The following is a 25,995-nucleotide window of genomic DNA, read 5'->3' as shown; positions in this document are numbered from 1 at the left end:
TTAGTTTGAAATGGGTACGGTTGTCCAGTTATTACCATCTCTAGCAATTAAAGCTTCTGCGGTTTCTGGGCCATTAGTGCCTGCAACATAATTTGGGAAATTTACAGAAGGGTTGTCTGTCCATGTTTGTAAAATAGGATTGATAATTTCCCAAGCTGCTTCTACTTGGTCAGCCCTCATAAACAATGTGGCATCACCTTCAATAACATCTAGCAATAAGGTTTCGTAACCTTCAGGTATGCCAGCTGCATAAGTGTCTTTATAATTGAATACCATATCAACAGGCGATAGTTGCATTTTTAAACCTGGTTTTTTGGCTTGAAAACGAATGCGAATGCCCATTTCGGGTTGTATGTTAATAATCATTCTATTGGGTTGCCAGTTTTCAATGGCTTCATCGGGAAATGATTGGTGTGGTACAGGCTTAAATTGTACCGTAATTACAGAATTGGTTTGTTGCATGCGTTTACCGCTACGAACATAAAATGGTACGTTACTCCAACGCCAATTATCAACAAAAAATTTGATGGCTGCAAAGGTTTCAGTATTAGAGTTTGGGTCTACATTTTTTTCTGTTCTGTAACCAGGTACTTGGTCACCTTCTTGCCAACCTGCACCGTATTGCCCTCTAGCAGCATATTCATGTACCGCCTCTCTATTAATTTTTCTGATGGCATGTAAAACATCTGCTTTTTTATTGCGAATTTCATCCGCATCAAAACTTACGGGTGGTTCCATAGCAATTAAACAAAGTAGCTGCATTACGTGGTTTTGAATCATATCTCTCAGGGCTCCGCTATGGTCATAGTATGCACCTCTATCTTCTACACCAATTTTTTCGCTTACTGATATTTGAACATGATCAATAAAATTGCGATTCCATATAGGCTCAAATAATGCATTGGCAAAGCGAAATGCCAATATGTTTTGAACAGTTTCTTTACCTAGGTAATGATCTATTCTGTACAATTGTTTTTCATCAAATATGGATAATAATTTTTCGTTTAATTGTTTTGCAGTGGCTAAATCAGTACCAAATGGTTTTTCAATAACGAGTCTTGCAAATTCTTTATCAGCTGCTAAACCTGTTTCGTGCAATTTTTCTGCAATGTCTTCAAAAAATTGAGGATTTACAGCTAAATAGTAAATTTTATTAATTGATTCGCCAGCTTCTTTCTCAAATACTTGTATATCTTTTTTTAAATCGTTGTAAATCGTTTTATTATTGAAATCACCTGAACGATATTCAATAAATGGTGCAAAGGCATCCCATTCTTTTTTTTGTGCTTTGCCTCTTCTGCTAAATTGATTTACACCATCATGAAGTTTTTCAACAAATTTGGATGTTTCCATTTCTGTTCGTCCAATACAAATAATTTTAAATTGTTCATTAAGCCATTCATCAATATTTAAATTAAATAAAGCAGGTATTAGTTTACGCCAAGTTAAATCACCTGAACCTCCAAATATGGTAATAATGGTAGGTTTAGTTTTTGTTGCTGAACTCATATATAGGTATTAAAAAGTATTATAAAATTATTGAATATTGGTATGCCATTTTGTATGGAATGTACCTTCTTTATCGGTACGTTCATAGGTATGTGCACCAAAAAAATCACGTTGGGCTTGTATAAGGTTCGCTGGTAGCCAAGCACTTTTATAAGCATCAATATAATGTAAACTTGCTGTAAGCGACGGTGTGGGTATACTGAAGTTTATTGCATTTACAATGGTATCACGTAATGATGGTAATACTTTATTTATTTCAGTACTTATATGATTGCTTACTAAAATATTTTGAAGTGTAGGCTCTTGTTCGTATGCTTGCATAATAGTTTCAAGCATTGCTGCTCTTATAATACAGCCACCTCTCCAAATAGATGCAATTGTTTTCAAGTTTAAATCGTATGCATGGGTTGATGATGCATTTTGCAATAATGCTAACCCTTGTGCATAGGTAATTAAAAAGCCAGCATAGAGGGCATCTTCAATTTGTTGTATGTTAATATTTGCTGTTGATCCATTTGTTGTAGTTGCTAAAATTGAAGCAGCTTTCACTCTTTCGTTTTTCATTGATGATAATGTACGAGCTGCTACTGCGGCATCAATACTAGGTGTGGGTGATCCTATGGTCATTGCATCTTTACTCGTCCATGCACCTGTACCTTTTTGGTGTGCAGTATCAGCAATTTTATCAATTAACATTGCTTCACTTAAATCATCTTCTTGTAAAAAAATCGCAGCAGTAATTTCAATTAAAAAAGATTGTAGTTTGCCTTTATTCCATTCACTAAAAACTTCGTGTATGGCTTTGTTATTTAAGCCGCAAATATTTTTTAAAACATGGTAGGTTTCAGCAATCATTTGCATTAATGCATATTCAATACCATTATGTACCATTTTTACATAATGCCCAGCAGCACCTTTACCCATATAGGCTGTGCATGGTGTGCCGTTTACTTTTGCGGCGATGGCATTGAGCATAGGTGCTAATAGTTCATAAGCTTTTACATCGCCACCGGGCATAATACTAGGGCCAAAACGAGCACCTGTTTCGCCACCAGAAACACCTAAACCTACAAAATGGATACCGTCTTTTAATAAATAATCAATTCTGTTTTGGGTATCTGCAAAGTAGGAGTTGCCACAATCTACAATCACATCATCTTTACTAATAATTGGTTTTAAAGTTTCAATAACGGCATCTACAATTTTACCAGCAGGTACCAAAAGCATAATTACCCTTGGTGTGTTTAGTGAAGCTACAAATTGGTTAATGTTATCGAATGCTCCAATATTACTGTTGTTTGTTAATGATTTTAAACGATTGACTTGTTCGGTATTTTTATCGTACCCGGCAACACTAAAGCCGTGGTCGCTCATGTTAAGTACTAAATTGCAACCCATGGTGCCAAGGCCTATCATGCCATATTGGTATAATGATTTCTGCATATTTTTAAAGGCTAATTGAATATTAAAGCTAATAAAAAACCCCTGCATTGGCAGAGGTTTTTTAATTAAGTGTATGTTAAGTACTAGGCAGCAACTTTAGCTGGTTTTGTAGCTTTTACTTTTTTGGTTGTTTTGGTTGTTTTATTGGCAGCTTTAATAGGCGTTGCTACAGGTGCAGCTGCAGCTGGAGCAGTAGTGGTACCTTTTAATTTTGCATATTCTTCTGCCGTTAAAACTTCACCTTTAAAACCGATGCTTTTGGTATCATCAGTACCTGCAAATTTTACGTTCATGTGCTTGTCAATTGGGCCTAAACCTGCTGCATTAAATGTAGCGGTAATTTTACCTGTTTTTCCTGGCTTAATAGGCTCTTTCGTAAAATCGCCAATAGTACAACCGCATGTTGGCGTAGCTTGTTCAATAATTAAATCTTTTGTACCAATATTGGTAACAATAAAAGTTGCTACGGCTGGTACACCTTGTGGAATTTTACCAAAATCAATTACTTCGTTTGTGATTTTAGCTACATCGTCAGACTTTACTTGTGCAAATGCTGCTGATGACAATACTACTGCTGATAATGCAAAAAATAATTTTTTCATAATAACTATTGCTTTTGTGTTGTTTTAATTAATTTTTTAAATCGTTTACGGCGCCATTAGCTGGTGCACTAGTGGTAGGTGTTTTCCATACCTCACCTTTAATTAAGATTACTTTAGATTGTGTTCCGTTGTATGTAATGGTAATGGCTTTTGAAAATGGCCCTTCAGCAGCTGCATTGTATCCTACTTTAATTTCAGCTGATTTGCCTGGTTCAATTACATTTTCTTTATTCCATTCAGGAGTAGTACATCCGCAACTAGCTTGTACATTATCTAATTTAAAAGCTGTTTTACCTTCGTTAAATACAGTGAATGTATGCGTTACAGGTTTTCCTTGTGGTATTTTACCAAAATTATATTCGGTTTCCTTTACGCCTAAAGTTTCAACAGGTGCAACTGCAACAGGAACATCACTAGCTGTTTTAACAGTACTTACGCTTGTTTGTGCATTTGAAACGTAGCTAATTGCAAGTAAACTGAATGCAAAAAGTATTTTTTTCATATTATAAATTTTCATTTCAAAGATACAAAATTCATTTGTTTTGAAATAAATTCTATTCTCCTTAGGTGTTTTTTAACAAACCGCCTTAAAAACAATAAATTTGCAACTTCAAAGAGAAACGAAACCATGAATCAATCAGATATTACCTCACAAGAAAAGTTAAGTTTTGATACGTTTAAAGCAGCCGTATTAAATGATTACAAATATGCATGTATAAGTCGTGAAACGAGTTTGTTAGGTCGTAAAGAAGTATTAACAGGTAAAGCAAAATTTGGCATTTTTGGCGATGGTAAAGAAGTACCACAAATTGCAATGGCCAAGTTTTTTAAACCAGGTGATTTTAGATCGGGCTATTATAGAGACCAAACTTTTATGTTTGCAAGTGGTTTGGCTACTGTACAGCAATTTTTTGCACAATTGTATGCTGATGCTGATGTTAACAACGACCCATTTAGTGCTGGTAGACAAATGAATGCACACTTTGCTACAAAAATGGTTGATGAAAATGGTGACTGGTTGCCTTTGGCACAATTAAAAAATATATCAAGTGATATTGCGCCAACGGGTGGGCAAATGCCCCGTGCTTTAGGTTTGGCATTTGCATCAAAGTTTTTTAGAAACGTAGATGTGTTAGCAAACGAAACTACTTTAAGTAATAATGGTAATGAAGTATGCTTTTGTACCATTGGCGATGCATCAACAAGTGAAGGTCATTTTTGGGAAACAATAAATGCCGCAGGTGTTTTACAAGTACCGTTGGCAGTGTTTGTTTGGGATAATGGATATGGCATTTCTGTACCTAAAGAATACCAAACTACCAAAGGCTCTATTTCAGAAGCTTTGGCTGGTTTTCAAAAGCAAGATGGTACCAATGGTTTTGAAATATACAAATTAAAAGGGTGGGATTATGCTGGTATGTGTGAAGTATTAGAACCAGCAATCGAAAAAATTCGAAAAACCCATATCCCTGCTATTTTTCATATTGAAGAAATAACGCAACCGCAAGGCCACTCTACTTCTGGCAGTCATGAACGATATAAAAGTATGGATCGTTTATTATGGGAAAAAGAATGGGATTGTATTAAACAAATGCGTAGCTGGATTATTGAAAATGCCTTAGCTAATGAAACTGAACTCAGTAGCATAGAAGAAGAAGCTGTACAACACGTAAAACAAAGTAAACAACAAGCTTGGGAAGCTTATTTGCAACCTATTAAAGTAATGGTTGCTGACGCAGCTAACTTATTAGAAGCCACTGGTGATGCTACTGCAAGTAAAATTGCTGCTGATTTAAAAGCCCTAAGAGAGCCTTTGCGTAGGGATATTTTTAAAGCTTTGGCTACTGTTTTGTATACGTTACCTGTTGAGCAAGCAAAAAATGTTCAACAATATTATGATGAACAGTTGGCTGCAAATACAACCATGTACGATCAATACTTGTTTAATGAAGGACCAAAATCAGCATTAAAAGTACCTGTGGTACCAGCTAGTTTTGATGACAGTAATGCCACAATTAATGGCTACGAAGTGCTAAACAAATACTTTGATCAATTGTTTGCCAACAATAAAAAGGTGGCGGCATTTGGAGAAGATTTAGGCTTTATTGGCGATGTAAACCAAGGCTTTAGTGGCTTACAAGAAAAATATGGTAGTGAGCGTATTTTTGATACAGGTATTAGGGAACTCACCATTATGGGGCAGGGTATTGGTATGGCTTTGAGGGGTTTACGCCCCATTGCAGAAATTCAATATTTAGATTATTTATTATACGGTTTGCAACCATTGAGTGATGATGTAGCAACAACACATTTTAGAACAGCTGGTCAGCAAAGTGTACCGCTTATTGTTCGTACTCGAGGCCATCGTTTAGAAGGTATTTGGCATAGTGGATCACCAATGGGTATGATTGTTAATGCGTTAAGAGGCATGCACGTGTGTGTACCCCGTAACATGACACAAGCTGCCGGTATGTACAATACGTTATTACAAAGTAACGACCCTGGTTTGGTGGTGGAGTGTTTAAATGGTTATCGTTTAAAAGAAAAATTACCAACCAATTTATCAACTTTTACGGTGCCATTTGGTGTGCCAGAAATTTTAAAAGAAGGTACAGATGTTACAATAGTTAGTTATGGCTCAACATTAAGAATTATTCAAGATGCTATAGAAACACTAAACAAAATGAATATTAGTTGTGAGTTAATTGATGTTCAAACATTATTACCGTTTGATATTCATCATCAAATAGTAGCTTCTTTAAAAAAGACCAATAGAATTATTTTTATTGATGAAGATGTACCTGGTGGAGCAGCTGCTTACATGTTTAATAAAGTAATGGAAGAGCAAAAGGGTTACCGTTATTTAGATGTTGCACCACGAACTTTAACAGCAAAAGAACACCGCCCAGGCTACGGAAGTGATGGTGATTATTTTGCAAAACCAAATGCTGAAAATATTGTTGCTACTATAAAAGCAATGATGCAAGAATAATTTTTAAACAAACACTTTAAACTTTATGGAAACAAACAACAATTACGACATTTTAGAGCAAGAAGCTTTTAACTATGTGCCAGCAAGCCAAGGTAAACGATTTGCTAATTATCTAATAGATATGATAGCATTTTATTTACTGTTTTTTCTAATTGCTGTGCTTTTAGTAATAGCTAACCCCAATGCATTAGATGAACTAAATGATGACTCTGCAGCAGGTTCATTTTTTGATAGAATACTTTCGCTGGTAATATATGGCCTACTTATGGGTATTATTGAAGGAATTTTTAAGGGGAAAACTTTAGGGAAATTAATTACCGGTACTAGAGCTGTGCAAAATGATGGCTCACCACTTACGTTTTCAAAAGCTATGACAAGGGGTTTAAGCAGAATGGTACCTTTTAATGCTTTTAGTGCCTTAGGTTCACCTTGTAACCCATGGCATGATAGATGGACGGATACCACTGTAATTGACGAAAAGCAATCAACTTATTAAAATTAAAAAAGGCAACATTTTGATGTTGCCTTTTTTAATACATATAAAATGCTATTTTAAATTATGATATACTTTTTGTACATCATCATCTTGCTCTAAATTATCTACCATTTTCAAAACCTCATTAGCTTGCTCTTCATTTAGCTCAACAGTTGTATTGGGTATTCTTGTTAATTCAGCGCTTATAAGTTCTAGTTTTCGATCTTCAATGGCCTTGTTCATGGTACCAAATTCATTGAAAGCGGCACGTACAATAATATTTCCTTCAGCATCTTCACCAATTTCTTCTAACCCATAATCAATTAATTCAAGTTCAAGTTCTTCTAAATTTTGTCCGGTATTTTTTATTTTAAATTCACCCATTCGAGTAAAAGTAAACGCAACACTACCGCTGGTACCTAAAGCGCCTTTTCCTTTTGTAAAATGCATACGTACGTTGGCTACAGTTCTGGTGGCATTATCAGTAGCAGTTTCAACTAGTACGGCAACACCGTGTGGTGCATAGCCTTCGTACACCATTTCATCATAGTTGCTGGTATCTTTACCCATTGCTCTTTTAATAGCAGCTTCAACCCTATCTTTTGGCATGTTACATGCTTTTGCATTCAGGTAACAGCGGCGTAAAGCAGGGTTATTATCTGGGTCGGGCCCTCCAGCCTTTACGGCTATGGCAATTTCTTTACCAATACGAGTAAAATCTTTGGCCATTTTATCCCAACGAGCAAACATGGCACCTTTACGTACTTCAAATATCCTTCCCATTTGTAAATTTTTATTTAGGATTGCAAATTTAATAAGTATTGTGTAATTGTTAAGCAGATTTTAAAGTGATTGTTTTATAGCGCATCCATCATCATTGCTTAAATATAATACACTACTATTAATTCGCTTTGCTGTTTTTTTATTTAAGCGTACAAAAAAGGTAACTCACTTTTTACATTTGTTTAAGCAAACTGTTGGCCATTTTTTTATTACTTCGTTGCTTAAATTTTATTATTGCAATTTAATTGGGTGGTTAAACATGGCAACATTGTTTTAAAATTACCCCCAAGCAAAAAGTTAATTTCGAATGAATAGGTTCAATTTAGTACTAGCATTTTTGATGGTGTTTTTCATGGTTCCTTCAAATGCAGGCATTTTACCTAAGGCCGTATTGGTACAACCTAAAGGTTCAAATTTTGTTAAACAACATCATGCACATGCAGCTCCATCAGCCGATTTAATTGATGTTTATATAGATGAGGCATCTGATGATGTAGAGGAAGATAACGACAATCAACTAATTATTGCAACTCATTCCAACAGCAAAATTTTTATTTGTCCTCAAGATTATATTAGAAGCACTCCTCAATTATTTAATCTCACTTTTTATGGCCATGAATTTTGGCAAACGGGTATACTTTTCTTAGTATTTCAGCAATATCTACTATAGAATATTTTCTTTTTTATGATTGAGTAAGCCTTTGAAACGCCTTGGTTAACTGTAACCTTCATCAATCATATTTTTGGTGTTGTTGTCTTTTTGGTGGCGGCATCATTTCCCTTCTTTTTATTATATCATCTTTTAAAGTATGGCATATAGTGCATTACTATGTATGGCTATTGCTAAATAAAATATAACATTTAATGAAACAGTATTTCTATTGTACAATAGCCATTGGGCTTTGTTTGCTTCAAGCTTGTAAAAACAAAAAAGAGGTTGAACCCGAAAAAAATGTAATACCAATATCAACGCCGTTGGTAACTGATACTACTATAAAAAAAGAATATGTGGCAGAGATAGAATCAATGCAGAACATTGAAATACGTGCCAAAGTAAAAGGATATTTGGAAAAAATAAATGTAGATGAAGGCCAAAATGTAAAAGCAGGTCAATTACTATTTATTATTCGTTCTCGTGAGTATGATGCCGAATTAGCAAAGGCCGCAGCAGAAGTAAAAACCGCAACATTAGAAATGCAGAATGTGCAGCTACTTGAGCAAAAAAAAATTGTTTCAAAAGCTGAACTTGCTTTGGCAGTTGCCAAATTAAATGAAGCAAAAGCTGCTTTAGGTATAGCCGAAACTAATTTATCATTTACAAAAATTGTAGCGCCTTTTGATGGAATTATAGATAGGCTAAAATTTAAAATAGGTAGTTTGATTGATGAAGGTACGCTGCTCACATCATTATCAAATAATAAAAATGTATATGCATATTTTAATGTATCTGAGTTAGAGTATTTAAATTTTGTTACCAACAAAAAAAATAATCAAGAAAGTAAAGTGGGGTTGTTATTAGCAAATAATCAACTTCATAAATACCAAGGCGTTATACAAACTATTGAAGGTGAGTTTGATAAAAATACAGGTAACATACCCTTTAGAGCCATTTTTCCTAATCCTGATTTTTTATTAAAGCATGGTGAAACTGGTAAAGTACAACTCACCATTGATTTAAAAAACGTAATGCTAATACCACAAAAAGCTACTTACGAAGTACAAGATAAAACTTATGTATTTGTGGTAGATGATAACCAAATTGTACATGCAAAAAACATTCACATACAGCAAAGGCTCCCTAATTTATATGTGATTGATGATGGTTTATTGCCCAACGATAAAATTATTATAGAAGGTGTACAAACTGTTAAGGAAGATGATAAGGTAACTACCAGTTTAATGAATCCTCGAACAGTTATTAATAACCTACAATTAATAAAATAATAAGCCACTCAAAAAAAAGAATGTATGTTTAATAAATTTATACACCGTCCTGTATTATCAATAGTAATATCATTGATTATTACATTACTTGGCGGTTTGGCATTAACGCAGTTGCCTATAACGCAGTTCCCATCAGTATCTCCACCCAAAGTAAATATTAATGCTGAGTACCCAGGAGCAAATGGTGAACTATTAATTAAAGCTGTTGTTATTCCTCTTGAAAGGGCTATTAATGGTGTTCCGGGGGTTAAATACATTACGTCTGATGCAGGTAATGATGGTACGGCCACAATTCAAGTAGTGTTTAATTTAGGTACAGATCCTAATATTGCTTCCGTTAACATTCAAAATAGGGTAGCGGCAGTAATTAATAAACTACCACCTATTGTTGTAAGGGAGGGCGTTAAAATAACAAGAGAAGAGTCAAACATGCTTATGTATGTTAACCTCTTTAGTAAAGATAGTACCCTCGACGAAAAATTTTTATACAACTTTGCTGATATTAATTTGTTATCAGAACTTAAAAGAGTTGATGGTGTTGGCTTTGCTGATATTTTAGGTAATAGAGAGTATGCCATGCGTATTTGGCTGAAGCCCGATAGAATGATGGCCTACAAAGTATCTGCCGATGAGGTGCTAAAAGCGCTGGATGAACAAAGTTTAGAAGCCTCACCTGGTAGAACCGGCGAAAGCTCCGGCAAGCAATCGCAAGCATTTGAATATGTATTAAAATATCCTGGCCGTTTTACTACAAAAGAAGGGTATGAAAACATCATCTTAAAATCAACGGCCGATGGGCAATTACTTAGAGTGAAAGATGTTGCTGATGTAGAGTTTGGAAGTTCGTACTACGATTTATATTCAAAACTAAATGGTAAACCATCTGCCGCTATTGTAATAAAACAATCATATGGTAGCAATGCCAGTGTTGTAATTGAAAATATTAAAAAACGTTTGGCAGAAATAAAAGGAACTACTTTTCCTAAAGGGATGGATTATGAAATTAGTTATGATGTATCAAAGTTTTTAGATGCCTCTATTGAAAAAGTTTTACATACACTCATAGAAGCGTTTTTGTTAGTAGGCTTAGTTGTATTTGTTTTTTTAGGTGATTGGCGCTCTACACTAATACCTGCTATTGCAGTACCAGTATCATTAGTAGGTACTTTTTTATTCATGCAATTTTTTGGTATAACGCTCAATTTAATTACACTTTTTGCTTTGGTATTAGCTATTGGTATTGTGGTAGATAATGCTATTGTAGTGGTTGAAGCAGTGCATGCAAAAATGGAATTATTACACGTGAATGCTACTACAGCTACTGAAATTGCTATGAAGGAAATAAGTGGGGCTATTATAGCCATCACTTTGGTAATGGCAGCTGTGTTTATTCCGGTAGCGTTTATGAGTGGTCCCGTAGGTATATTTTATAGGCAATTTTCTGTAACCATGGCTACGTCTATTATATTATCGGGTATTGTTGCCTTAACCCTCACACCTGCTTTATGTGCTAGTATGCTAAAAAATACACATGGTACAAATAAAAAATCATCCATAATCAACTCATTTATTGCTGCATTCAATAACGCTTTTAATAAGTTGATGGGGCGTTATAAAAACCTTTTAACAAAAGTAGTTACCAGGCGCATTGTAACGTTTGTAGCATTAATTGCATTTTGTTTTTTTACATGGATACTCAATAAAAATGTACCAGCTGGTTTTATTCCAAATGAAGATCAAGGCGTTTTTTATGCAATTATTTTAACACCTCCTGGCTCTACATTAGAGCGTACTGATGATGTGGCATCGCAGGTACAAAAAATTGCAAGCGGTATTGATGGGGTACAATCTGTATCATCATTAGCAGGGTACGAAATTTTATCAGAAGGTACAGGTGCTAATACAGGTACATGTTTAATCAATTTAAAAAGTTGGAACGAACGCAAACACTCCATGCAACAAATTATGGATGAGTTAGAAGAAAAAACTAAGAATATTAAAGGAGCTACTATTGAATTTTTTCCGCCACCTGCAGTGCCTGGTTACGGTGCTGCTGGTGGGTTTGAGCTTAGGTTACTTGATAAGGCAGGTAGTGGCGATTATAAAAGAATGGAAACCGTAAGTAAAGACTTTGTAGCTGAGCTCAACAAGCGACCTGAATTAAGTTCGGTATTTACATTTTATAGTGCCAGCTTTCCGCAATACATGCTCAATATAGATAATGATAAAGCACAACAAAAAGGTATTACTATCGATAATGCGATGAATACCTTATCAACTTTAATTGGGAGTAATTACGAAACCAATTTTATTAAATATGATCGCCAATATAAAGTGATGGTGCAAGCCCTACCACAGTATAGAGCTTTGCCAGATGATGTTTTAAAACTATATGTAAAAAATGATAAAGATGAAATGATTCCGTTTTCTGCATTTATGACTATGGATAAGGTTTATGGTTTGTCAGAAATAACACGTCATAATATGTACAACTCATCAGAAGTAAGCGGTGGTGCTGCGCCTGGGTATAGTAGTGGTGCTGCAATTGCAGCTGTTACTGAGGTAGCACAACAAAAATTGCCAAGAGGTTTTGGAATTGATTGGGCTGGTATTTCAAAAGATGAAGTAGGCCAAGGCAACCAAGCGTTGTACATCTTTTTAATTTGTTTGGCATTTGTTTACTTGTTACTTGCTGCACAATACGAAAGTTTTATTTTGCCTTTACCTATTTTATTATCACTACCAACAGGTATTTTGGGGGCCTTTTTGTTCTTGAAACTTTTTGGTTTAGAAAATAACATATTCGCTCAAATATCAATGGTAATGCTCATTGGTTTGTTGGCAAAAAATGCTGTTTTAATTGTTGAGTTTGCGGTGCAAAAACATGCAGAAGGTGCTAGTATTTTAAATGCCACTATTGAGGGAGCTGCCATACGTTTACGTCCTATTTTAATGACCTCATTCGCTTTTATAGCAGGTTTAATACCATTAATGTTAGCAACTGGTCCGGGTGCTTTGGGTAACCGTACCATAGGTTCAGCTGCGGCAGGCGGTATGCTTTTAGGTACCGTTTTAGGTGTGTTAATGGTTCCAGGGTTATACTACATATTTGGTAGTATGGCAGCCAAAAAAAAGTTAGTTGATAACGAAACCGAAAATCCATTAACTGAGTCAATGTAAACAAGAGGGTTATTGCAACCACCACTGTGTTTAATTTTTTTAAAAAATACTTAAATCATTTTTCAAATTAATACAAATGAAAATTTTTAGAATAGGTTGTTTGTTTATACCAATAACCATTTTTTATTTAAGTTGTACTGTACCCAAAGCGGTACAGTCAACCTCAATAAAACCAGCCCCAGCAACATTTGCAAATCAAACAGATAGTACCAACAGTGCTCTTATTCAATGGCATCAATTTTTTAATGATACATGCTTGGTTGCATTAATAGATACTGCATTAAAAAATAATGTAGATATTGGTATTGCTTTGCAAAATATTGAAATCGCAAAAAGTAATGTACTCATTCGTAAAAGTGCTTTGTTGCCCAACATTAATATTGGCGGTGGTGCTGGTGTGGAAAAAGTAGGGCGTTATACATCACAAGGTGCAGGCGATGCTTCAACTGAAATTACACCTGGCAAAGAAGTACCTGATAATTTAACTGATTTTAATTTTAGCCTACAAACAAGTTGGGAGTTAGATGTATGGGGTAAATTACACACAGCCAAAAAAGCGGCCTTGGCTCAATATTTAGCAACAGTTGAAGGTAAAAATTTTGTAGTAACAAATTTGGTAGCAGAAGTAGCAAATACTTATTACGAATTATTAGGCCTCGATAACCAATTGGCTATAATCAAAGAAGCTATTCAATTACAAAAAAATGAGCTTGAAGTATTAAAAGTTCAAAAGGAAGCTGCTGTAGTAACAGAGTTGGCAGTAAAGCAATTTGAGGCGCAGGTTTATAATGCTGAAAGTCAAGCTTTTGAAGTTCAACAAAATATTACTGTAGCTGAAAATAAGTTGAATTTTTTATTAGGTCGTTATCCGCAATCAATAACTAGAGCAACAGCAAACTTTATGAATCAAATACCAACTTTGGTTAATGAAGGAGTACCTGCCCAATTGCTTAACAACAGGCCTGATATTCGGCAAGCTGCTTTGGAGTTAAAGGCTACTCAATTTGAATTACAAGTAGCCAAATTAGAATTTTATCCTTCAGTAAACATCACAGCCGCATTAGGTTTACAAGCATTTAAACCTAGGTATTTAACGAAACTGCCAGCTTCAGTGTTATATAATTTTGGTACAGATGTAGCTGCACCTATTATTAATAGAAATGCTTTGAAAGCTGCATTTAGTACTGCTAATGCTGTACAAATTCAAGCGATGTACGAGTACCAAAAACAAATTTTAAATGGTTTTGTTGAAGTAAAAAATGAACTATCAAATATTAATAATTTGCAACAACAATTTGAATTTAAAACAAAGGAAGTCAATACATTAACCCAATCGATAACCATTGCTAGTGAACTATTTAAATACGCTAAAGCCAATTATTTGGAAGTTTTAACGGTACAACGAGATGCAATGGCCGCTAAAATGGAACTAATTGCTGTAAAAAAAGAACAATTAAAGGCGGTAACAAACCTTTATAAAGCTTTGGGCGGTGGTTGGCAATAAATTCTAACAAACCTATTACATATTACTCCTACTGTTATTGTAATTTTGCAATATGAGTAAAGGAAAAGTTTTGATGGCTATGAGTGGTGGTATTGATAGTACCGTAGCTGCTTTAATGCTGCACAAGCAAGGTTACGAAGTAGTAGGCATCACTATGAAAACATGGGATTATGCCACTAGTGGTGGCGATACTGGTAAAGGAAAAAAAGAAACAGGTTGTTGTAATTTAGATAGTTTTAATGATGCCAGACAAGCTGCTGTACAACACGGTTTTCCGCATTTTATTTTAGATATTAGAGAAGAATTTGGCGATTTTGTAATCGAAAATTTTGTTGACGAATATATTGCTGGTCGTACACCCAACCCATGTGTAATGTGTAATACGCATATTAAATGGCGTGCCCTCTTAAAAAGAGCGGATGCTATGAACTGCGATTTTATTGCAACTGGCCATTATGCTCAAGTGCACCAACATACCAATGGAAGGTATTTTATTAGCAAAGGTTTAGATGATACCAAAGACCAAAGCTATGCATTATGGGGGCTTCAGCAAGATTTACTAAAGCGTACATTATTGCCTTTAGGTACCTACCACAAAACTGAAATTAGGCAAATGGCACATGATTTCGGTTACCCAGAGCTTGCTAAGAAAAACGAAAGCTATGAAATTTGTTTTGTGCCTGATAATGATTACCGAGGTTTTTTAAAACGCCGTGTTGATGGGCTAGAAGAAAAAGTAGCCGGTGGTAATTTTGTTGATACAAAAGGCAATATTTTAGGGCAACATAAAGGCTATCCTTTTTATACAGTAGGGCAACGTAAGGGCTTAGATATTGCTTTGGGAAAACCTGCATTCGTAACCAAAATTTTACCAGAAAGCAATACCGTTGTTTTGGGTGATGAGGCCGATTTAAACCAAACCACCATGAATGTTACGGGCATTAACTGGATGAAATACGATGGCGTTACCGATGGTATGGAAGCTGTAACAAAAATAAGGTATAAAGATAAAGGTGCTTTGAGCCAACTTTTTGCAAGCGATAAGGGTATATCAGTTCGTTTTTTTGAAAACGTAAAAGGTGTAGCACCTGGCCAAAGTGCCGTATTTTATGAAGGTAATGATGTTATTGGCGGTGGCGTTATTCAAAGAGATACTGAAACAATCACTTTTTCAAAATAGTAAGCCATATTTTACTGTAAAATAATTTAGTATATTTAATGTATGAAAACAGTATTAGCAGCACTTTTTTGTGTGATGATGTTTGCAGCTTGTAAAAAAGAAACGGCACAAGTACAGATTACACCTATTAGTGATTATGCGCCACTAAAGGCAGGGAAATATATTACGTACTTTATTGATTCATTGGTATATGTAAATTTTGGTGCAACAGAAGCACACCGTTTTTATGAAGTAAGGTATGCAACTGCTGATTCGTTTACTGATATTTTAGGAAGAAAAGCATTTAGAATTGTACGTTCTATACGTAATTTACCAAACGGTACTTTTACACCCGATAATACTTTTGTATCAGTAAATACAGGTAATACATTTGAGTTTACTGAAAATAACTTACGCTTTTTAAAACTAGTACAACCCATTCGTAACGATTTTGCATGGAAAGGAAATTCAGCTATTGATGTAACCTCTTTGGGTACTGAGTTACAATATTTATTTGATTGGAATTATACCTACACCAATGTTGGCGAAGCCAAACGTATAGGTAATTTTAACTTTAATAATACCCTTACGGTAAATCAAAGAGATGATTCATTAAACTTGCCGATTGTTTTTCCTGGCCCAGGTGTAAGCAACCCAACCAGTATTGCCTCTAAAGATTACTCACAAGAAATTTATGCAAAAGGTATTGGCTTGGTATACAAAAAGTTTCAACATTTTGAGTACCAACTTGCTTTTGGTGGTTTTATTGGTTACGGTGTAACCCTCACTGTGGTTGATTATAATTAAAAATTGATTTTATTTCTTTCTCAAAAAAGCAATCAAATCGGTATTAGGTATTATGGTTTCGCCTGTTTGTCGCATGAGTGTTACCAATTGCCCTCTGTGGTACGTTTGGTGGTTAAATAAATGTACCAGCATTTCGTAAACGGGTTGCTTAAACTGGTCTTTTTTGCTGTTTTTATAAATAAATTCATGTTGTAAAGCTGCTTCAGTAGCCACATCTACCCATTCTTTCCATTGTTTGCTTTGTTGCAATAAATTGTTGGTAAGTTCCATAATGCTGCCTTCAAAATCTTCGCCTACCCATACTTCTCTTTCAATTAGTTTAAGGCGCTGCCACCAAACATTTTCAACTGCCCATAAATGCAATACGGTTTTATGTATATCAGCAAAACTACTTTTAGCAGGTGTATTTATTTGATCATCAGTAAGGTTATTGATGGCTTCAGTAATACGTTGGTTGGCCCATAAATTATACGCTGCGTACTGTACAAATAGTTTTTTCATTGCCTACAATTTTAATATATAGTAAAGGTAAACTTAATGCTTGGTTATTGATTTTGTTTTACTTTCAATAAAAAAAGAATATGGAGGTTTTGATACGTAAAGCATTGCAACATGATTGTGCTGCAATGATGGGGCTTATAAAAGAATTAGCAATTTATGAGAAGGAGCCACATGCAGTAACCGTTACTTTAGCACATTTTGAAGAAAGTGGTTTTGGTGAAAAGCCCGTATGGGAAGCATTTGTAGCAGAGGTTGATGGTGCAGTTATTGGTTTTGCATTGTGGTACGTACGTTATAGCACTTGGAAAGGGCAACGTATGTATTTGGAAGATTTTATTGTAACAGAACAAATGAGGGGGCAACAAATTGGTAAGCAACTGTTTGATGCCTTGTTAGCAGAAGCTCGTAAAAGACAATACAGCGGTGTAGTATGGCAAGTACTCGATTGGAATACCCCTGCAATTAATTTTTATAAGAAGTACGATGGGGTTCAATTTGATGCTGGTTGGCTCAACGCAGCCATCAATTTATAGGGAGTAAATTGTTGAATTTTACTTTTATTTCAAAGCATATAAAAGGGTAAATGTTGTTACTTTTGCAACACAAAAAAAGCTCAATAAAGCTATACTGTTGAAGTGAGTGACACAACGCTGCTCCCCAAGGCTGCAATAGCTTGTAAAAAAAGAATACAATGGCAGAAAAAATAACAATGGGTGCCGATGGCAAATTACTCGTTCCTGATCATGTAATTGTTCCATTTATTGAAGGAGATGGTATTGGTCCGGATATTTGGAAAGTAGCACAACAAGTATTTGATGCAGCTATAGCAAAAGCTTATAATGGTAAACGTGCCATTGAGTGGAAAGAAATGTTGGCTGGTGAAAAAGCTTTCAAGCAAACAGGGGAGTGGTTGCCGGCAGAAACATTACAGATTGCTAAAGAATATATCGTATCCATAAAAGGCCCATTAACTACTCCAATTGGTGGTGGTATACGTAGTTTAAATGTAGCCATGAGGCAAGATTTAGATTTGTATGCATGTGTTCGTCCTGTTAAATGGTTCAAAGGTGTACCATCGCCAGTGGTGCACCCTGAGCAGGTTGATATGACTATTTTTAGAGAAAACACAGAAGATATTTATGCTGGTATTGAGTGGAAAGCCGGCAGCCCCGAAGCTCAAAAATTTGAAAAGTTTTTGGTGGAAGAGATGGGCGTAAAAAATATTCGTTTTGTAGGCGATAGTAGCTATGGAGTAAAACCCGTAAGTAGTCAAGGTTCAAAAAGATTGGTACGAGCTGCTATTAAATTTGCGTTAGAAAATAATTTGCCTTCTGTTACTTTGGTGCACAAAGGTAATATTATGAAGTATACTGAAGGTGGTTTTAAAACCTGGGGTTACGAAGTGGCTAGAGAAGAGTTTGGTGATAAAACATTCACTTGGGATGAGTGGGATCAATTAAAGAAACAGCATGGTGAAGCACATGCCAACGAAGTACAACGCAAGGCATTGCACGAGGGTAAATTACTGGTGAAAGATGTTATTGCCGATAACTTTTTACAACAAATTTTAATTGCACCAAAAGATTATTCAGTAGTAGCAACATTAAATTTAAATGGCGACTATATTAGTGATGCATTGGCTGCAGAAGTAGGTGGTATTGGTATTGCACCAGGTGCCAATATTAATTATAAAACAGGTTATGCGGTGTTTGAAGCCACCCATGGTACTGCCCCAAAATTTGCTGGTACAGATAGTATGAACCCATCATCAGTAATATTAAGTGGTTGTATGATGTTAGAATATATGGGTTGGAAAGAAGCGGCTGATTTAATTACCTCTGCATTGCAAGCTACCATTATGCGTAAACGTGTAACGATAGATTTTTACAGCTTAATGAGTGGCGCTACCTTACTTAAAACAAGTGAATTTGGTAAAGAAATTATAGATAATATGGGCATTGTTACCGAAGAGGTACAATTAAAACAAAGCAGTAGTTTATAATACTGCATATAAAAATTTATACGAATCATAAATAAAACAAACATGGCAAAAATTAAAGTAGATAACCCCGTTGTTGAATTAGACGGTGATGAAATGACCAGAATTATATGGAAGTTTATTAAGGATAAATTGATACTTCCATATTTAGAAGTGCCTATTCAATACTATGATTTAGGTATGGAGTATAGAGATGCAACCAACGACCAAGTAACTATTGATGCAGCAAATGCTATTAAAGCTTGTGGTGTGGGTATTAAATGTGCTACAATTACCCCAGATGAACAACGTGTACAAGAGTTTGGTTTAAAGCAAATGTGGAAAAGCCCTAATGGCACTATTCGTAATATTTTAGATGGTACTGTTTTTCGTGAACCTATTGTAATGCAAAATGTACCTCGTTTGGTAACCAATTGGACGGCTCCCATTATTGTTGGCCGCCATGCTTTTGGTGATCAATACCGTGCAACTGATACGGTAATAAAAGGCAAAGGAAAATTAACCATGACCTTTATACCAGAAGATGGTGGTGAACCACAAGTGTTTGAAGTGTTCAACTTTAAAGGTGATGGTGTTGCAATGAGCATGTACAATACAGATGAAAGTATTTATGGCTTTGCAAGAAGTTGTATGAATATGGCATTAGCCAAAAAATGGCCTTTGTATTTATCAACTAAAAATACCATCTTAAAAAAATACGATGGTCGTTTTAAAGATATTTTTGAAGAAGTATACAGCAACGAATTTAAAGCTGCATTTGAAGCGGCTGGTATTACTTATGAGCATCGTTTAATTGATGACATGGTAGCTAGTGCTTTAAAATGGAATGGCAATTTTGTTTGGGCTTGTAAAAATTATGATGGTGATGTACAAAGCGATACCGTTGCACAAGGCTTTGGTAGCTTAGGTTTAATGACATCAGTATTGGTTACGCCAGATGGAAAAACAATGGAATCAGAAGCTGCACATGGTACCGTTACTCGTCACTATAGAGATCACCAAAAAGGTAAACCAACATCTACCAACCCAATTGCATCGATTTTTGCATGGACAAGAGGGTTGGCATTTAGAGGTAAGTTAGATAATAACCAACCTTTAATTGATTTTTGTAACCATTTAGAAGCTGTATGTATTGAAACTGTTGAAAGTGGTAAAATGACCAAAGACTTAGCAGTATGTATACATGGTAATAAAGTAGAACATGGTACCCACTACTTATATACAGAGGAGTTTTTAGATGCTATTGACGAAAATTTAAAAAAGAAAATGGCGTAAAGGCTATTATGAAGTTATAAAAAAAAGAGGAAGCAAATGTCTTCCTCTTTTTTTATGCAAATACTTTTGTGTTATTAATATAATTCAAAACGTACTGGTAATGTAAAGTAGGTTTTAACAGGTTTGCCTTTTATTTTACCTGGTACCCAAGTAGGCATTTTATTTACTACTCTTAAAGCTTCTTGCTCTAAACCATAGCCATTGTTTTCGCCTACAATTTTAGGGTTTATCAACTTACCATTTTCATCAATGGTAAAACCTATTCTTACTGTTGCTTCAACACCTTGGTCAGCAGCATCAGTAGGATACTCTAAATTTTTATCGAAAAAGGCTTGCATGCCTTTATAACCACCTGGGAACGAAGGTATGTAATCTACTTTTTTGTATATACCATTTGCATCAGGCATGTTATCAGTGGTAGTACCACCTTTCATGTCAATATCAGCTTCATTAATGCTAGCTTTTCCTTTTAAACCCTTTTTAGCTGGGTTGGGTTTTGCAATAGCAACAGTTCCGTCTGATGTTGCTACTTTTGAAGTATCAGCATTGTTGGGCATTGGCTGCGCCATTTCATCAACCTTATTGGTAGGCATACTAGTATCAGCAGTGGCCACAGGTGTTTCATTTGTTTTGTAGTCGTTTGATGTACATGCACTCACAGTTATAGCTGCAACAATAGCAATACCACTGAAGAGTTTTGTTGGAAAAGTAATGTGTTCCATAAAAAATGTTTTAGTTTAAGTAAGTACCTATAACCAAACATGATGCCTTTATAATTATTTGTCTTAAATCAACGATTTTAAACATATAATTTTAAAAATGGGGAAATGCTTTGCACATTTTGTAGAAATTATACAGCTAATTTTTTAGCATCTCTTGTACCAGCATATAATTCGTACTCAAATAAGCGACAATCAATTTTACTGGTGTAGAATTCAATTCTGCGTTTTGGTTTTAAACCTATTTTTTTGGCTAGTTCTAAATTTCCTGTAAAAATATAGCCTGTGTATCCTTTACATTTTTTCTTTAAAAAGTCGCCCATTAAAGCATAAGTAGTTTGTAAGGCTTCTTCCACTCCCAAACGATCACCATACTCAGGGTTAAAAAATATAACACTGTTTTCAACAGCAGGTATAGTAGCATCTTGAAAGTCGCAACATGCGGTAACAATCATATCTTCCACACCAGCGATACCTGCATTTATGGTAGTAACGTTTATAGCATCTTCACTAATATCAGACGCATAAATTTTTAATGAGGGATTTTCTATTACCTGTGCTTCAATTTCTTTTACAACGGCATCGTATTGCTGCTCATTATACCCAACTAGGTGCATAAATGCATAGTTATTTCTGTACAAGCCTGGTACTCTATTGGTAGCTATAAGGGCAGCTTCAATTGCAAGTGTGCCCGAGCCACACATAGGGTTTACAAAAGGTGTTTCACGGTTCCAATTGCTGGCATAAATTACTGCTGCGGCCAACGATTCAAGCATAGGTGCTTTGCCAGGTATTTTTCGATATCCATGTTTCGATAAAGTTTCACCTGAAGTATCAATAAAAATTTCTGCAATACTTTCTTTCCAGTAAAGATGAATGACAGCGCCATTTAATAAAGCACCAGAATCTGGGCGACTGCCAGTTTTTTCTCTAAACCTATCAGCTATTGCATCTTTTACTTTTACGTTTGCAAATAAATTATTGGTAATGGTTTCGTTGCTTACATTGCTACTTATTGAGAAGTAACCATCGGCAGGAATAATGGTTTCCCATTCCATTGTTACCAAAGTTTTGTATAAGTCATCAGCATTAAAAGCTTTAAATTCATTTATAGAAAATAACACTTGGCTGGCACAGCGAAGGTGTGCATTTAACCGAATACAATCTTGCATATTGCCCTGTAATTCCACACCTGTTTTAAATACACGTACTGGAGTATAGCCTAAAGCTGTAATTTCTTTTTCTAAATAAATGGATAGTCTGTTGCTACAAGTAACTATTATACGACTGGTAATGTTGAATATTTGCACAAAGCAAAAATACCAAACTTAATTAGTAAAATGTAGGTGATTTATAAATGGCTTAAACAAGTTGTTAAGCTATGTTGCCATTGCGGTATATTATATTGAAATGTTTTTTCAAAACTTGCTACATCTAAAATAGAATAGGCTGGTCTTTTTGCAGGAGTAGGAAATTGGCTGGTATTAATAGCATTTACAATACAAGTTGTTTGAATATGGTTAGCAATTGCTTGTGCAAAACCAAACCATGTGGTATTACCATTATTAGTAAAGTGGTAAATACCCGGCTTAAATAATTGTGTTGTAATAATGTGTACTATGGCAGCTGCTAAATCTGGAGCATAGGTAGGCGTACCTTGTTGATCATGTACTACACCAATACTTTCTTTTTCATTCATTAAGCGTAGCATTGTTTTTACAAAGTTGTTGCCATGTAAACTATATACCCATGCTGTTCTAATAATGATGGTAGCTTCGTTTTCTTGAAAAGCTAATTGTTCACCCAACAATTTTGTTTGTCCATAATAATTAATCGGGTTAGTGTTTGCATCAGTTTTATAAGGTGTTGTAGCGGTACCATCAAAAACATAATCCGTTGAAATATGAATTAATTTGGTTTGATGTTGATGGCATGCTTGTGCTAAAAATTTAACGGCTGTTGCATTTGTGGCCAAGGCATTGGCTTTTTCCGTTTCAGCTTTATCAACAGCAGTATAAGCTGCACAGTTGATGCAGTAATCAAAATGTTGGTTAGAAAATATTTGTTGTATGGCTATTTCATTTGTTATGTTTAATGAACTGCTATTGGTAAATACAAATTGATATTGACTGGCTGGTAGGGTTGCCGCCACTTGTTGTATTGCATTACCTAATTGTCCATTAGCACCTGTAACTAAAATAGTAATTGCCATAAAAATAATTTAAAAATTGTTTTTACAATCTTTGAAAAATGGTTGGTTTAAATCTTTATCAGAAATAATGGCTTTATCAGTTGGTATTTTCCAATCAATATTTAAATGTGGGTCATTATATATGATACCAGCTTCAGTTTCTTTATTGTAGTATGCATCACATTTGTACAATACTTCTGCCGTTTTACTTAAAACAGCGTAACCATGTGCAAAACCTTTTGGAACTAAAAATTGTTTTTTATTTTCAGCAGATAATTCAATTGAAAAAGACTTACCATAGGTGGCTGAAGCTTTTCTTAGATCGACCACTACATCTAAAATAGTACCACTGAGTACCCTTACAAACTTAGTTTGAGCATGAGGTTCAAGTTGGTAATGCAACCCTCTAATTACACCATACTCAGAGCTAGCTTGATTATCTTGTACAAAATTTATGTCAACCCCATCAGCTTTACAAGTATTGTAATTATAACTTTCAAAAAAATAACCTCTATTATCTTCAAATACTTTCGGTTCAAAAATCAATAGTCCTTCAAAGTCTGTTTTTGCAAAAGGCATATACTTTTTTATTTTACTCAGCTTCGCTGTATTTGTTTTTAAAAAATGTAATGGTTTCTTTTAGGCCATCTTCAAATCTTTTGGTAGGTTGGTAACCAAGTAATTGTTGAGCTGCTGAAATATCCGCTAATGAGTTTCTAATATCACCAACTCTTGGTTCACGATAAGTTGCTTCCCAATTGCTTTGTAGGCTATCTTTACAAATTTGATATAAATAGTTAACTGAAAAATTTTCACCTACCGCTACATTATATACTTTGTTTAACGCTGCTTCATTTTTAGTGAGCATGCCTTTTACATTAATTTGCACAGCATTATCAACGTAAGTAAAATCCCTGGTTTGTTCACCATCGCCATTAATGTAAACGGGTAATTGTTTCATCATACCTTTTACAAAAAGTGGAATTACGGCTGCATAAGCCCCGTCTGGGTCTTGCCGAGGTCCAAAAATATTAAAATACCTAAAGCCCATTATTTTTAAACCATATACATCAGCAAAAATTTGAGCGTACAATTCATTTGTTTTTTTTGTAGCTGCGTAGGGTGATAAACAGTTACCAATTTTTGATTCAACTTTAGGGAGCGTAGGCTCATCGCCATACACTGATGATGATGAAGCATAAACAAATTGTTTTACCCCATTATCAACTGCTGCTTTCAGCATATTTACAAAACCGCCAACATTTACTTCATTGAAATAAATTGGTTCTATAATTGATCGTGGTACTGAACCTAAAGCAGCTTGATGACTTACATAATCAATGCCTTCACATGCTTGGTTACAAACAGCTGCATCTCTTATATCGCCTTGTATAAATTCAAAAGCAGGGTATTGTTTTAAAATAGCTAAGTTGGTTTCAAAACCATTTACCATATTATCAAGAACCCTTACTTTTTTAGCGCCATGTTGTAAAAGATATGCTGCAATATGGCTACCAATAAAACCGCCACCACCGGTAACCAAAAATGAAGTATTGCTTAAATCACCTTCGTGAAATGTGTTCATGCTGTTAGGTTTAAAACTTTTATAAACTTCTGTATGTTCTATTTTTTATACTGTTGCGATAAGTACCTTTTAAATCAAAAATTAAAGCATTGTCTTTAGTTATTGATGCAAAGTATGTATCATCTAAATTTTTATAATCAGCATGCGGTACGGTTACAATTACGGCATCGTATTGATTTTGTAAAGTGGGTGTAAGCGAAAAACCATATTCATGTTTTAACTCATCACTATTAGCATGTGGATCAGTAATATCAACATTTAATGAGAAAGATTGTAGTTCTTTCACAACATCTGCTACTTTACTGTTACGTATATCGCTTACATTTTCTTTAAATGTAGCACCCATTATTAGCACTCTAGCATCTTTAACGTTTGCGGTATGCTGAATAATGTGTTGTAATACTTTTTTTGCAACATAACCAGCCATACCATCATTAATATTTCTTCCGGCTAAAATAACTTGGCTATCATAACCTAATTCTTTTGATTTATAAGTTAGATAGTATGGGTCAACACCAATGCAGTGGCCACCTACTAAGCCTGGTTGAAAACGTAAGAAATTCCATTTGGTACCAGCAGCTTCTAGTACTTCAAATGTGTTAATATTCATTCTATCAAAAATGATAGATAGTTCGTTCATTAACGCAATGTTTAAATCACGTTGGGTGTTTTCAATAATTTTAGCTGCTTCAGCAACTTTTATGGATGATGCTCTGTGTACACCTGCTTTAACTACCAATTCATAAACTTTTGCAATAACATCTAAACTTTCATCGCAACAACCACTTACCACTTTTGTAATGGTAGTAATGGTATGTTCTTTATCGCCTGGGTTAATACGCTCTGGTGAGTAACCAATTTTATAATCAGTCACCATTTTTAAGCCAGATAGTTTTTCAATTACTGGTACGCAATCTTCTTCAGTACAGCCTGGGTATACAGTACTTTCATACACTACGTAATCACCTTTTTTGATAACTTTACCGATTGTTTCGCTTGCTCTAATAACAGGTTTTAAATCGGGCACATTATGTTCGTCAACAGGGGTTGGTACAGCAACTATAAAAAAGGTTGCTTGTTTTAATACTTCTAAATCATTCGTAAATTCAATATCGCAACCATCAAATGCACTACTTTCTAATTCTTTGCTGGGATCAATTTTTTGTTGCATCAACGCAACTCTATCTGCGTTAATATCGAAACCAATTACTTTTATTTTTTTAGCAAACTCAAGTGCAATAGGTAAACCTACATAGCCTAAGCCAATAACGGCTAATTTTTGTTCTTTATTAATTAATTGCTGGTACATTAAATGTTGAATGAATGA

At 34.9% G+C, this 25,995-nt stretch carries 23 protein-coding genes; 11 read left to right on the top strand and 12 right to left on the bottom strand.

The annotated features are described in order from the left end of the window. The 4 genes from zwf to ACFOWM_RS13110 form a co-directional block, all read right to left on the bottom strand. Positions 1 to 1,509, bottom strand: a complete 1,509-nt coding sequence (zwf, locus tag ACFOWM_RS13125; protein ID WP_379710899.1) for a glucose-6-phosphate dehydrogenase — start codon at positions 1,507 to 1,509, stop codon at positions 1 to 3. A 27-nt stretch (positions 1,510 to 1,536) separates the two neighbouring features. After that, a complete protein-coding gene (gene gndA / locus ACFOWM_RS13120; RefSeq protein WP_379710897.1) occupies positions 1,537 to 2,952 on the bottom strand; it encodes an NADP-dependent phosphogluconate dehydrogenase in 1,416 nt (471 codons plus the stop codon). An 83-nt stretch (positions 2,953 to 3,035) separates the two neighbouring features. Further along, positions 3,036 to 3,554 carry a DUF1573 domain-containing protein gene (locus ACFOWM_RS13115; protein ID WP_379710895.1) on the bottom strand — a complete coding sequence of 173 codons (519 nt, stop codon included), beginning with the start codon at positions 3,552 to 3,554 and terminating at the stop codon, positions 3,036 to 3,038. A gap of 28 nt (positions 3,555 to 3,582) precedes the next feature. Continuing rightward, positions 3,583 to 4,056: a DUF1573 domain-containing protein gene (locus ACFOWM_RS13110; protein ID WP_379710893.1), complete on the bottom strand. Its 474-nt coding sequence runs from the start codon at positions 4,054 to 4,056 to the stop codon at positions 3,583 to 3,585. Positions 4,057 to 4,182: 126 nt separating this feature from the next. Here ACFOWM_RS13110 and ACFOWM_RS13105 point away from each other — a divergent pair, with 126 nt between their 5' ends. Both ACFOWM_RS13105 and ACFOWM_RS13100 read left to right on the top strand, forming a co-directional pair. Beyond that, on the top strand, positions 4,183 to 6,546 hold the full coding sequence (locus ACFOWM_RS13105) for an alpha-ketoacid dehydrogenase subunit alpha/beta (RefSeq protein WP_379710891.1): 2,364 nt from the start codon (positions 4,183 to 4,185) through the stop codon (positions 6,544 to 6,546). Between the two features lie 25 nt (positions 6,547 to 6,571). Beyond that, positions 6,572 to 7,042, top strand: a complete 471-nt coding sequence (locus tag ACFOWM_RS13100; RefSeq protein WP_379710889.1) for an RDD family protein — start codon at positions 6,572 to 6,574, stop codon at positions 7,040 to 7,042. 51 nt (positions 7,043 to 7,093) lie between these two features. On the opposite strand, the gene ACFOWM_RS13095 is transcribed toward ACFOWM_RS13100, so the two are convergent. Continuing rightward, positions 7,094 to 7,804, bottom strand: a complete 711-nt coding sequence (locus ACFOWM_RS13095) for a YebC/PmpR family DNA-binding transcriptional regulator (RefSeq protein ID WP_379710887.1) — start codon at positions 7,802 to 7,804, stop codon at positions 7,094 to 7,096. A 307-nt stretch (positions 7,805 to 8,111) separates the two neighbouring features. Here ACFOWM_RS13095 and ACFOWM_RS13090 point away from each other — a divergent pair, with 307 nt between their 5' ends. The 6 genes from ACFOWM_RS13090 (at position 8,112) to ACFOWM_RS13065 (ending at position 16,398) form a co-directional block, all read left to right on the top strand. Continuing rightward, positions 8,112 to 8,474, top strand: coding sequence for a hypothetical protein (locus tag ACFOWM_RS13090; protein ID WP_379710885.1), 363 nt, complete (start codon positions 8,112 to 8,114; stop codon positions 8,472 to 8,474). Positions 8,475 to 8,668: 194 nt separating this feature from the next. Beyond that, positions 8,669 to 9,748 carry an efflux RND transporter periplasmic adaptor subunit gene (locus ACFOWM_RS13085; RefSeq protein ID WP_379710883.1) on the top strand — a complete coding sequence of 360 codons (1,080 nt, stop codon included), beginning with the start codon at positions 8,669 to 8,671 and terminating at the stop codon, positions 9,746 to 9,748. Between the two features lie 24 nt (positions 9,749 to 9,772). After that, positions 9,773 to 12,928 carry an efflux RND transporter permease subunit gene (locus ACFOWM_RS13080; protein ID WP_379710881.1) on the top strand — a complete coding sequence of 1,052 codons (3,156 nt, stop codon included), beginning with the start codon at positions 9,773 to 9,775 and terminating at the stop codon, positions 12,926 to 12,928. 76 nt (positions 12,929 to 13,004) lie between these two features. Then, positions 13,005 to 14,432, top strand: coding sequence for a TolC family protein (locus tag ACFOWM_RS13075; protein ID WP_379710879.1), 1,428 nt, complete (start codon positions 13,005 to 13,007; stop codon positions 14,430 to 14,432). A gap of 52 nt (positions 14,433 to 14,484) precedes the next feature. Continuing rightward, positions 14,485 to 15,612: a tRNA 2-thiouridine(34) synthase MnmA gene (mnmA, locus tag ACFOWM_RS13070; RefSeq protein ID WP_379710877.1), complete on the top strand. Its 1,128-nt coding sequence runs from the start codon at positions 14,485 to 14,487 to the stop codon at positions 15,610 to 15,612. A gap of 42 nt (positions 15,613 to 15,654) precedes the next feature. Further along, a complete protein-coding gene (locus tag ACFOWM_RS13065) occupies positions 15,655 to 16,398 on the top strand; it encodes a hypothetical protein (RefSeq protein ID WP_379710875.1) in 744 nt (247 codons plus the stop codon). Between the two features lie 9 nt (positions 16,399 to 16,407). Here ACFOWM_RS13065 and ACFOWM_RS13060 read toward each other — a convergent pair whose 3' ends face one another. After that, the gene (locus tag ACFOWM_RS13060) at positions 16,408 to 16,899 is read right to left on the bottom strand and encodes a DinB family protein (protein WP_379710873.1); all 492 of its coding nucleotides are present in this window, start codon (positions 16,897 to 16,899) and stop codon (positions 16,408 to 16,410) included. An 80-nt stretch (positions 16,900 to 16,979) separates the two neighbouring features. On the opposite strand from ACFOWM_RS13060, the gene ACFOWM_RS13055 reads away from it, so the two are divergent. The 3 genes from ACFOWM_RS13055 to ACFOWM_RS13045 all read left to right on the top strand — a co-directional run bounded on the left by ACFOWM_RS13055 (position 16,980) and on the right by ACFOWM_RS13045 (position 20,173). Beyond that, positions 16,980 to 17,432 (top strand): GNAT family N-acetyltransferase, encoded by a 453-nt coding sequence (locus ACFOWM_RS13055; RefSeq protein ID WP_379710871.1) that lies wholly within the window; start codon positions 16,980 to 16,982, stop codon positions 17,430 to 17,432. A gap of 158 nt (positions 17,433 to 17,590) precedes the next feature. Then, entirely contained in the window at positions 17,591 to 18,901 is a 1,311-nt protein-coding gene (gene icd, locus ACFOWM_RS13050) for an NADP-dependent isocitrate dehydrogenase (RefSeq protein WP_379710869.1), read from the top strand. A gap of 42 nt (positions 18,902 to 18,943) precedes the next feature. Continuing rightward, a complete protein-coding gene (locus tag ACFOWM_RS13045) occupies positions 18,944 to 20,173 on the top strand; it encodes an isocitrate dehydrogenase (NADP(+)) (RefSeq protein ID WP_379710867.1) in 1,230 nt (409 codons plus the stop codon). A gap of 74 nt (positions 20,174 to 20,247) precedes the next feature. Here the strand turns inward: ACFOWM_RS13045 and ACFOWM_RS13040 are convergent, their stop codons facing one another. From ACFOWM_RS13040 to ACFOWM_RS13015, 6 genes are all read right to left on the bottom strand, one after another. Further along, positions 20,248 to 20,895, bottom strand: a complete 648-nt coding sequence (locus tag ACFOWM_RS13040; protein ID WP_379710865.1) for an energy transducer TonB — start codon at positions 20,893 to 20,895, stop codon at positions 20,248 to 20,250. 128 nt (positions 20,896 to 21,023) lie between these two features. Next, positions 21,024 to 22,202, bottom strand: coding sequence for a THUMP domain-containing class I SAM-dependent RNA methyltransferase (locus tag ACFOWM_RS13035; protein ID WP_379710863.1), 1,179 nt, complete (start codon positions 22,200 to 22,202; stop codon positions 21,024 to 21,026). Positions 22,203 to 22,243: 41 nt separating this feature from the next. Next, entirely contained in the window at positions 22,244 to 23,104 is an 861-nt protein-coding gene (rfbD, locus tag ACFOWM_RS13030; protein WP_379710861.1) for a dTDP-4-dehydrorhamnose reductase, read from the bottom strand. 9 nt (positions 23,105 to 23,113) lie between these two features. Further along, positions 23,114 to 23,662 (bottom strand): dTDP-4-dehydrorhamnose 3,5-epimerase, encoded by a 549-nt coding sequence (gene rfbC / locus ACFOWM_RS13025; protein ID WP_379710859.1) that lies wholly within the window; start codon positions 23,660 to 23,662, stop codon positions 23,114 to 23,116. A 13-nt stretch (positions 23,663 to 23,675) separates the two neighbouring features. Further along, positions 23,676 to 24,668, bottom strand: coding sequence for an SDR family oxidoreductase (locus ACFOWM_RS13020; RefSeq protein ID WP_379710857.1), 993 nt, complete (start codon positions 24,666 to 24,668; stop codon positions 23,676 to 23,678). 19 nt (positions 24,669 to 24,687) lie between these two features. Further along, on the bottom strand, positions 24,688 to 25,977 hold the full coding sequence (locus tag ACFOWM_RS13015; protein WP_379710855.1) for a nucleotide sugar dehydrogenase: 1,290 nt from the start codon (positions 25,975 to 25,977) through the stop codon (positions 24,688 to 24,690). Between the last annotated feature and the right edge of the window lie 18 nt (positions 25,978 to 25,995).

It is taken from the genome of Ferruginibacter yonginensis (genome assembly GCF_042651465.1).
GTDB lineage: Bacteria > Bacteroidota > Bacteroidia > Chitinophagales > Chitinophagaceae > Ferruginibacter > Ferruginibacter yonginensis.
The sequence above is the reverse complement of the archived record's forward strand: the minus strand, read 5'-3'. Positions and strand labels throughout refer to the sequence as shown.

What these genes read in the sequence shown, in the direction of transcription:
- ACFOWM_RS13100 (WP_379710889.1), top strand. Translation starts at nt 6,572, where the DNA reads ATGGAAACAAACAACAATTACGACATTTTAGAGCAAGAAGCTTTTAAC.
- icd (WP_379710869.1), top strand. Translation starts at nt 17,591, where the DNA reads ATGGCAGAAAAAATAACAATGGGTGCCGATGGCAAATTACTCGTTCCT.
- ACFOWM_RS13110 (WP_379710893.1), bottom strand. Translation starts at nt 4,056, where the DNA reads ATGAAAAAAATACTTTTTGCATTCAGTTTACTTGCAATTAGCTACGTT.
- ACFOWM_RS13085 (WP_379710883.1), top strand. Translation starts at nt 8,669, where the DNA reads ATGAAACAGTATTTCTATTGTACAATAGCCATTGGGCTTTGTTTGCTT.
- zwf (WP_379710899.1), bottom strand. Translation starts at nt 1,509, where the DNA reads ATGAGTTCAGCAACAAAAACTAAACCTACCATTATTACCATATTTGGA.
- ACFOWM_RS13020 (WP_379710857.1), bottom strand. Translation starts at nt 24,668, where the DNA reads ATGAACACATTTCACGAAGGTGATTTAAGCAATACTTCATTTTTGGTT.
- rfbC (WP_379710859.1), bottom strand. Translation starts at nt 23,662, where the DNA reads ATGCCTTTTGCAAAAACAGACTTTGAAGGACTATTGATTTTTGAACCG.
- ACFOWM_RS13055 (WP_379710871.1), top strand. Translation starts at nt 16,980, where the DNA reads ATGGAGGTTTTGATACGTAAAGCATTGCAACATGATTGTGCTGCAATG.
- ACFOWM_RS13115 (WP_379710895.1), bottom strand. Translation starts at nt 3,554, where the DNA reads ATGAAAAAATTATTTTTTGCATTATCAGCAGTAGTATTGTCATCAGCA.
- ACFOWM_RS13090 (WP_379710885.1), top strand. Translation starts at nt 8,112, where the DNA reads ATGAATAGGTTCAATTTAGTACTAGCATTTTTGATGGTGTTTTTCATG.
- ACFOWM_RS13065 (WP_379710875.1), top strand. Translation starts at nt 15,655, where the DNA reads ATGAAAACAGTATTAGCAGCACTTTTTTGTGTGATGATGTTTGCAGCT.
- ACFOWM_RS13060 (WP_379710873.1), bottom strand. Translation starts at nt 16,899, where the DNA reads ATGAAAAAACTATTTGTACAGTACGCAGCGTATAATTTATGGGCCAAC.
- ACFOWM_RS13015 (WP_379710855.1), bottom strand. Translation starts at nt 25,977, where the DNA reads ATGTACCAGCAATTAATTAATAAAGAACAAAAATTAGCCGTTATTGGC.
- gndA (WP_379710897.1), bottom strand. Translation starts at nt 2,952, where the DNA reads ATGCAGAAATCATTATACCAATATGGCATGATAGGCCTTGGCACCATG.
- ACFOWM_RS13095 (WP_379710887.1), bottom strand. Translation starts at nt 7,804, where the DNA reads ATGGGAAGGATATTTGAAGTACGTAAAGGTGCCATGTTTGCTCGTTGG.
- ACFOWM_RS13075 (WP_379710879.1), top strand. Translation starts at nt 13,005, where the DNA reads ATGAAAATTTTTAGAATAGGTTGTTTGTTTATACCAATAACCATTTTT.
- rfbD (WP_379710861.1), bottom strand. Translation starts at nt 23,104, where the DNA reads ATGGCAATTACTATTTTAGTTACAGGTGCTAATGGACAATTAGGTAAT.
- ACFOWM_RS13105 (WP_379710891.1), top strand. Translation starts at nt 4,183, where the DNA reads ATGAATCAATCAGATATTACCTCACAAGAAAAGTTAAGTTTTGATACG.
- ACFOWM_RS13040 (WP_379710865.1), bottom strand. Translation starts at nt 20,895, where the DNA reads ATGGAACACATTACTTTTCCAACAAAACTCTTCAGTGGTATTGCTATT.
- mnmA (WP_379710877.1), top strand. Translation starts at nt 14,485, where the DNA reads ATGAGTAAAGGAAAAGTTTTGATGGCTATGAGTGGTGGTATTGATAGT.
- ACFOWM_RS13045 (WP_379710867.1), top strand. Translation starts at nt 18,944, where the DNA reads ATGGCAAAAATTAAAGTAGATAACCCCGTTGTTGAATTAGACGGTGAT.
- ACFOWM_RS13080 (WP_379710881.1), top strand. Translation starts at nt 9,773, where the DNA reads ATGTTTAATAAATTTATACACCGTCCTGTATTATCAATAGTAATATCA.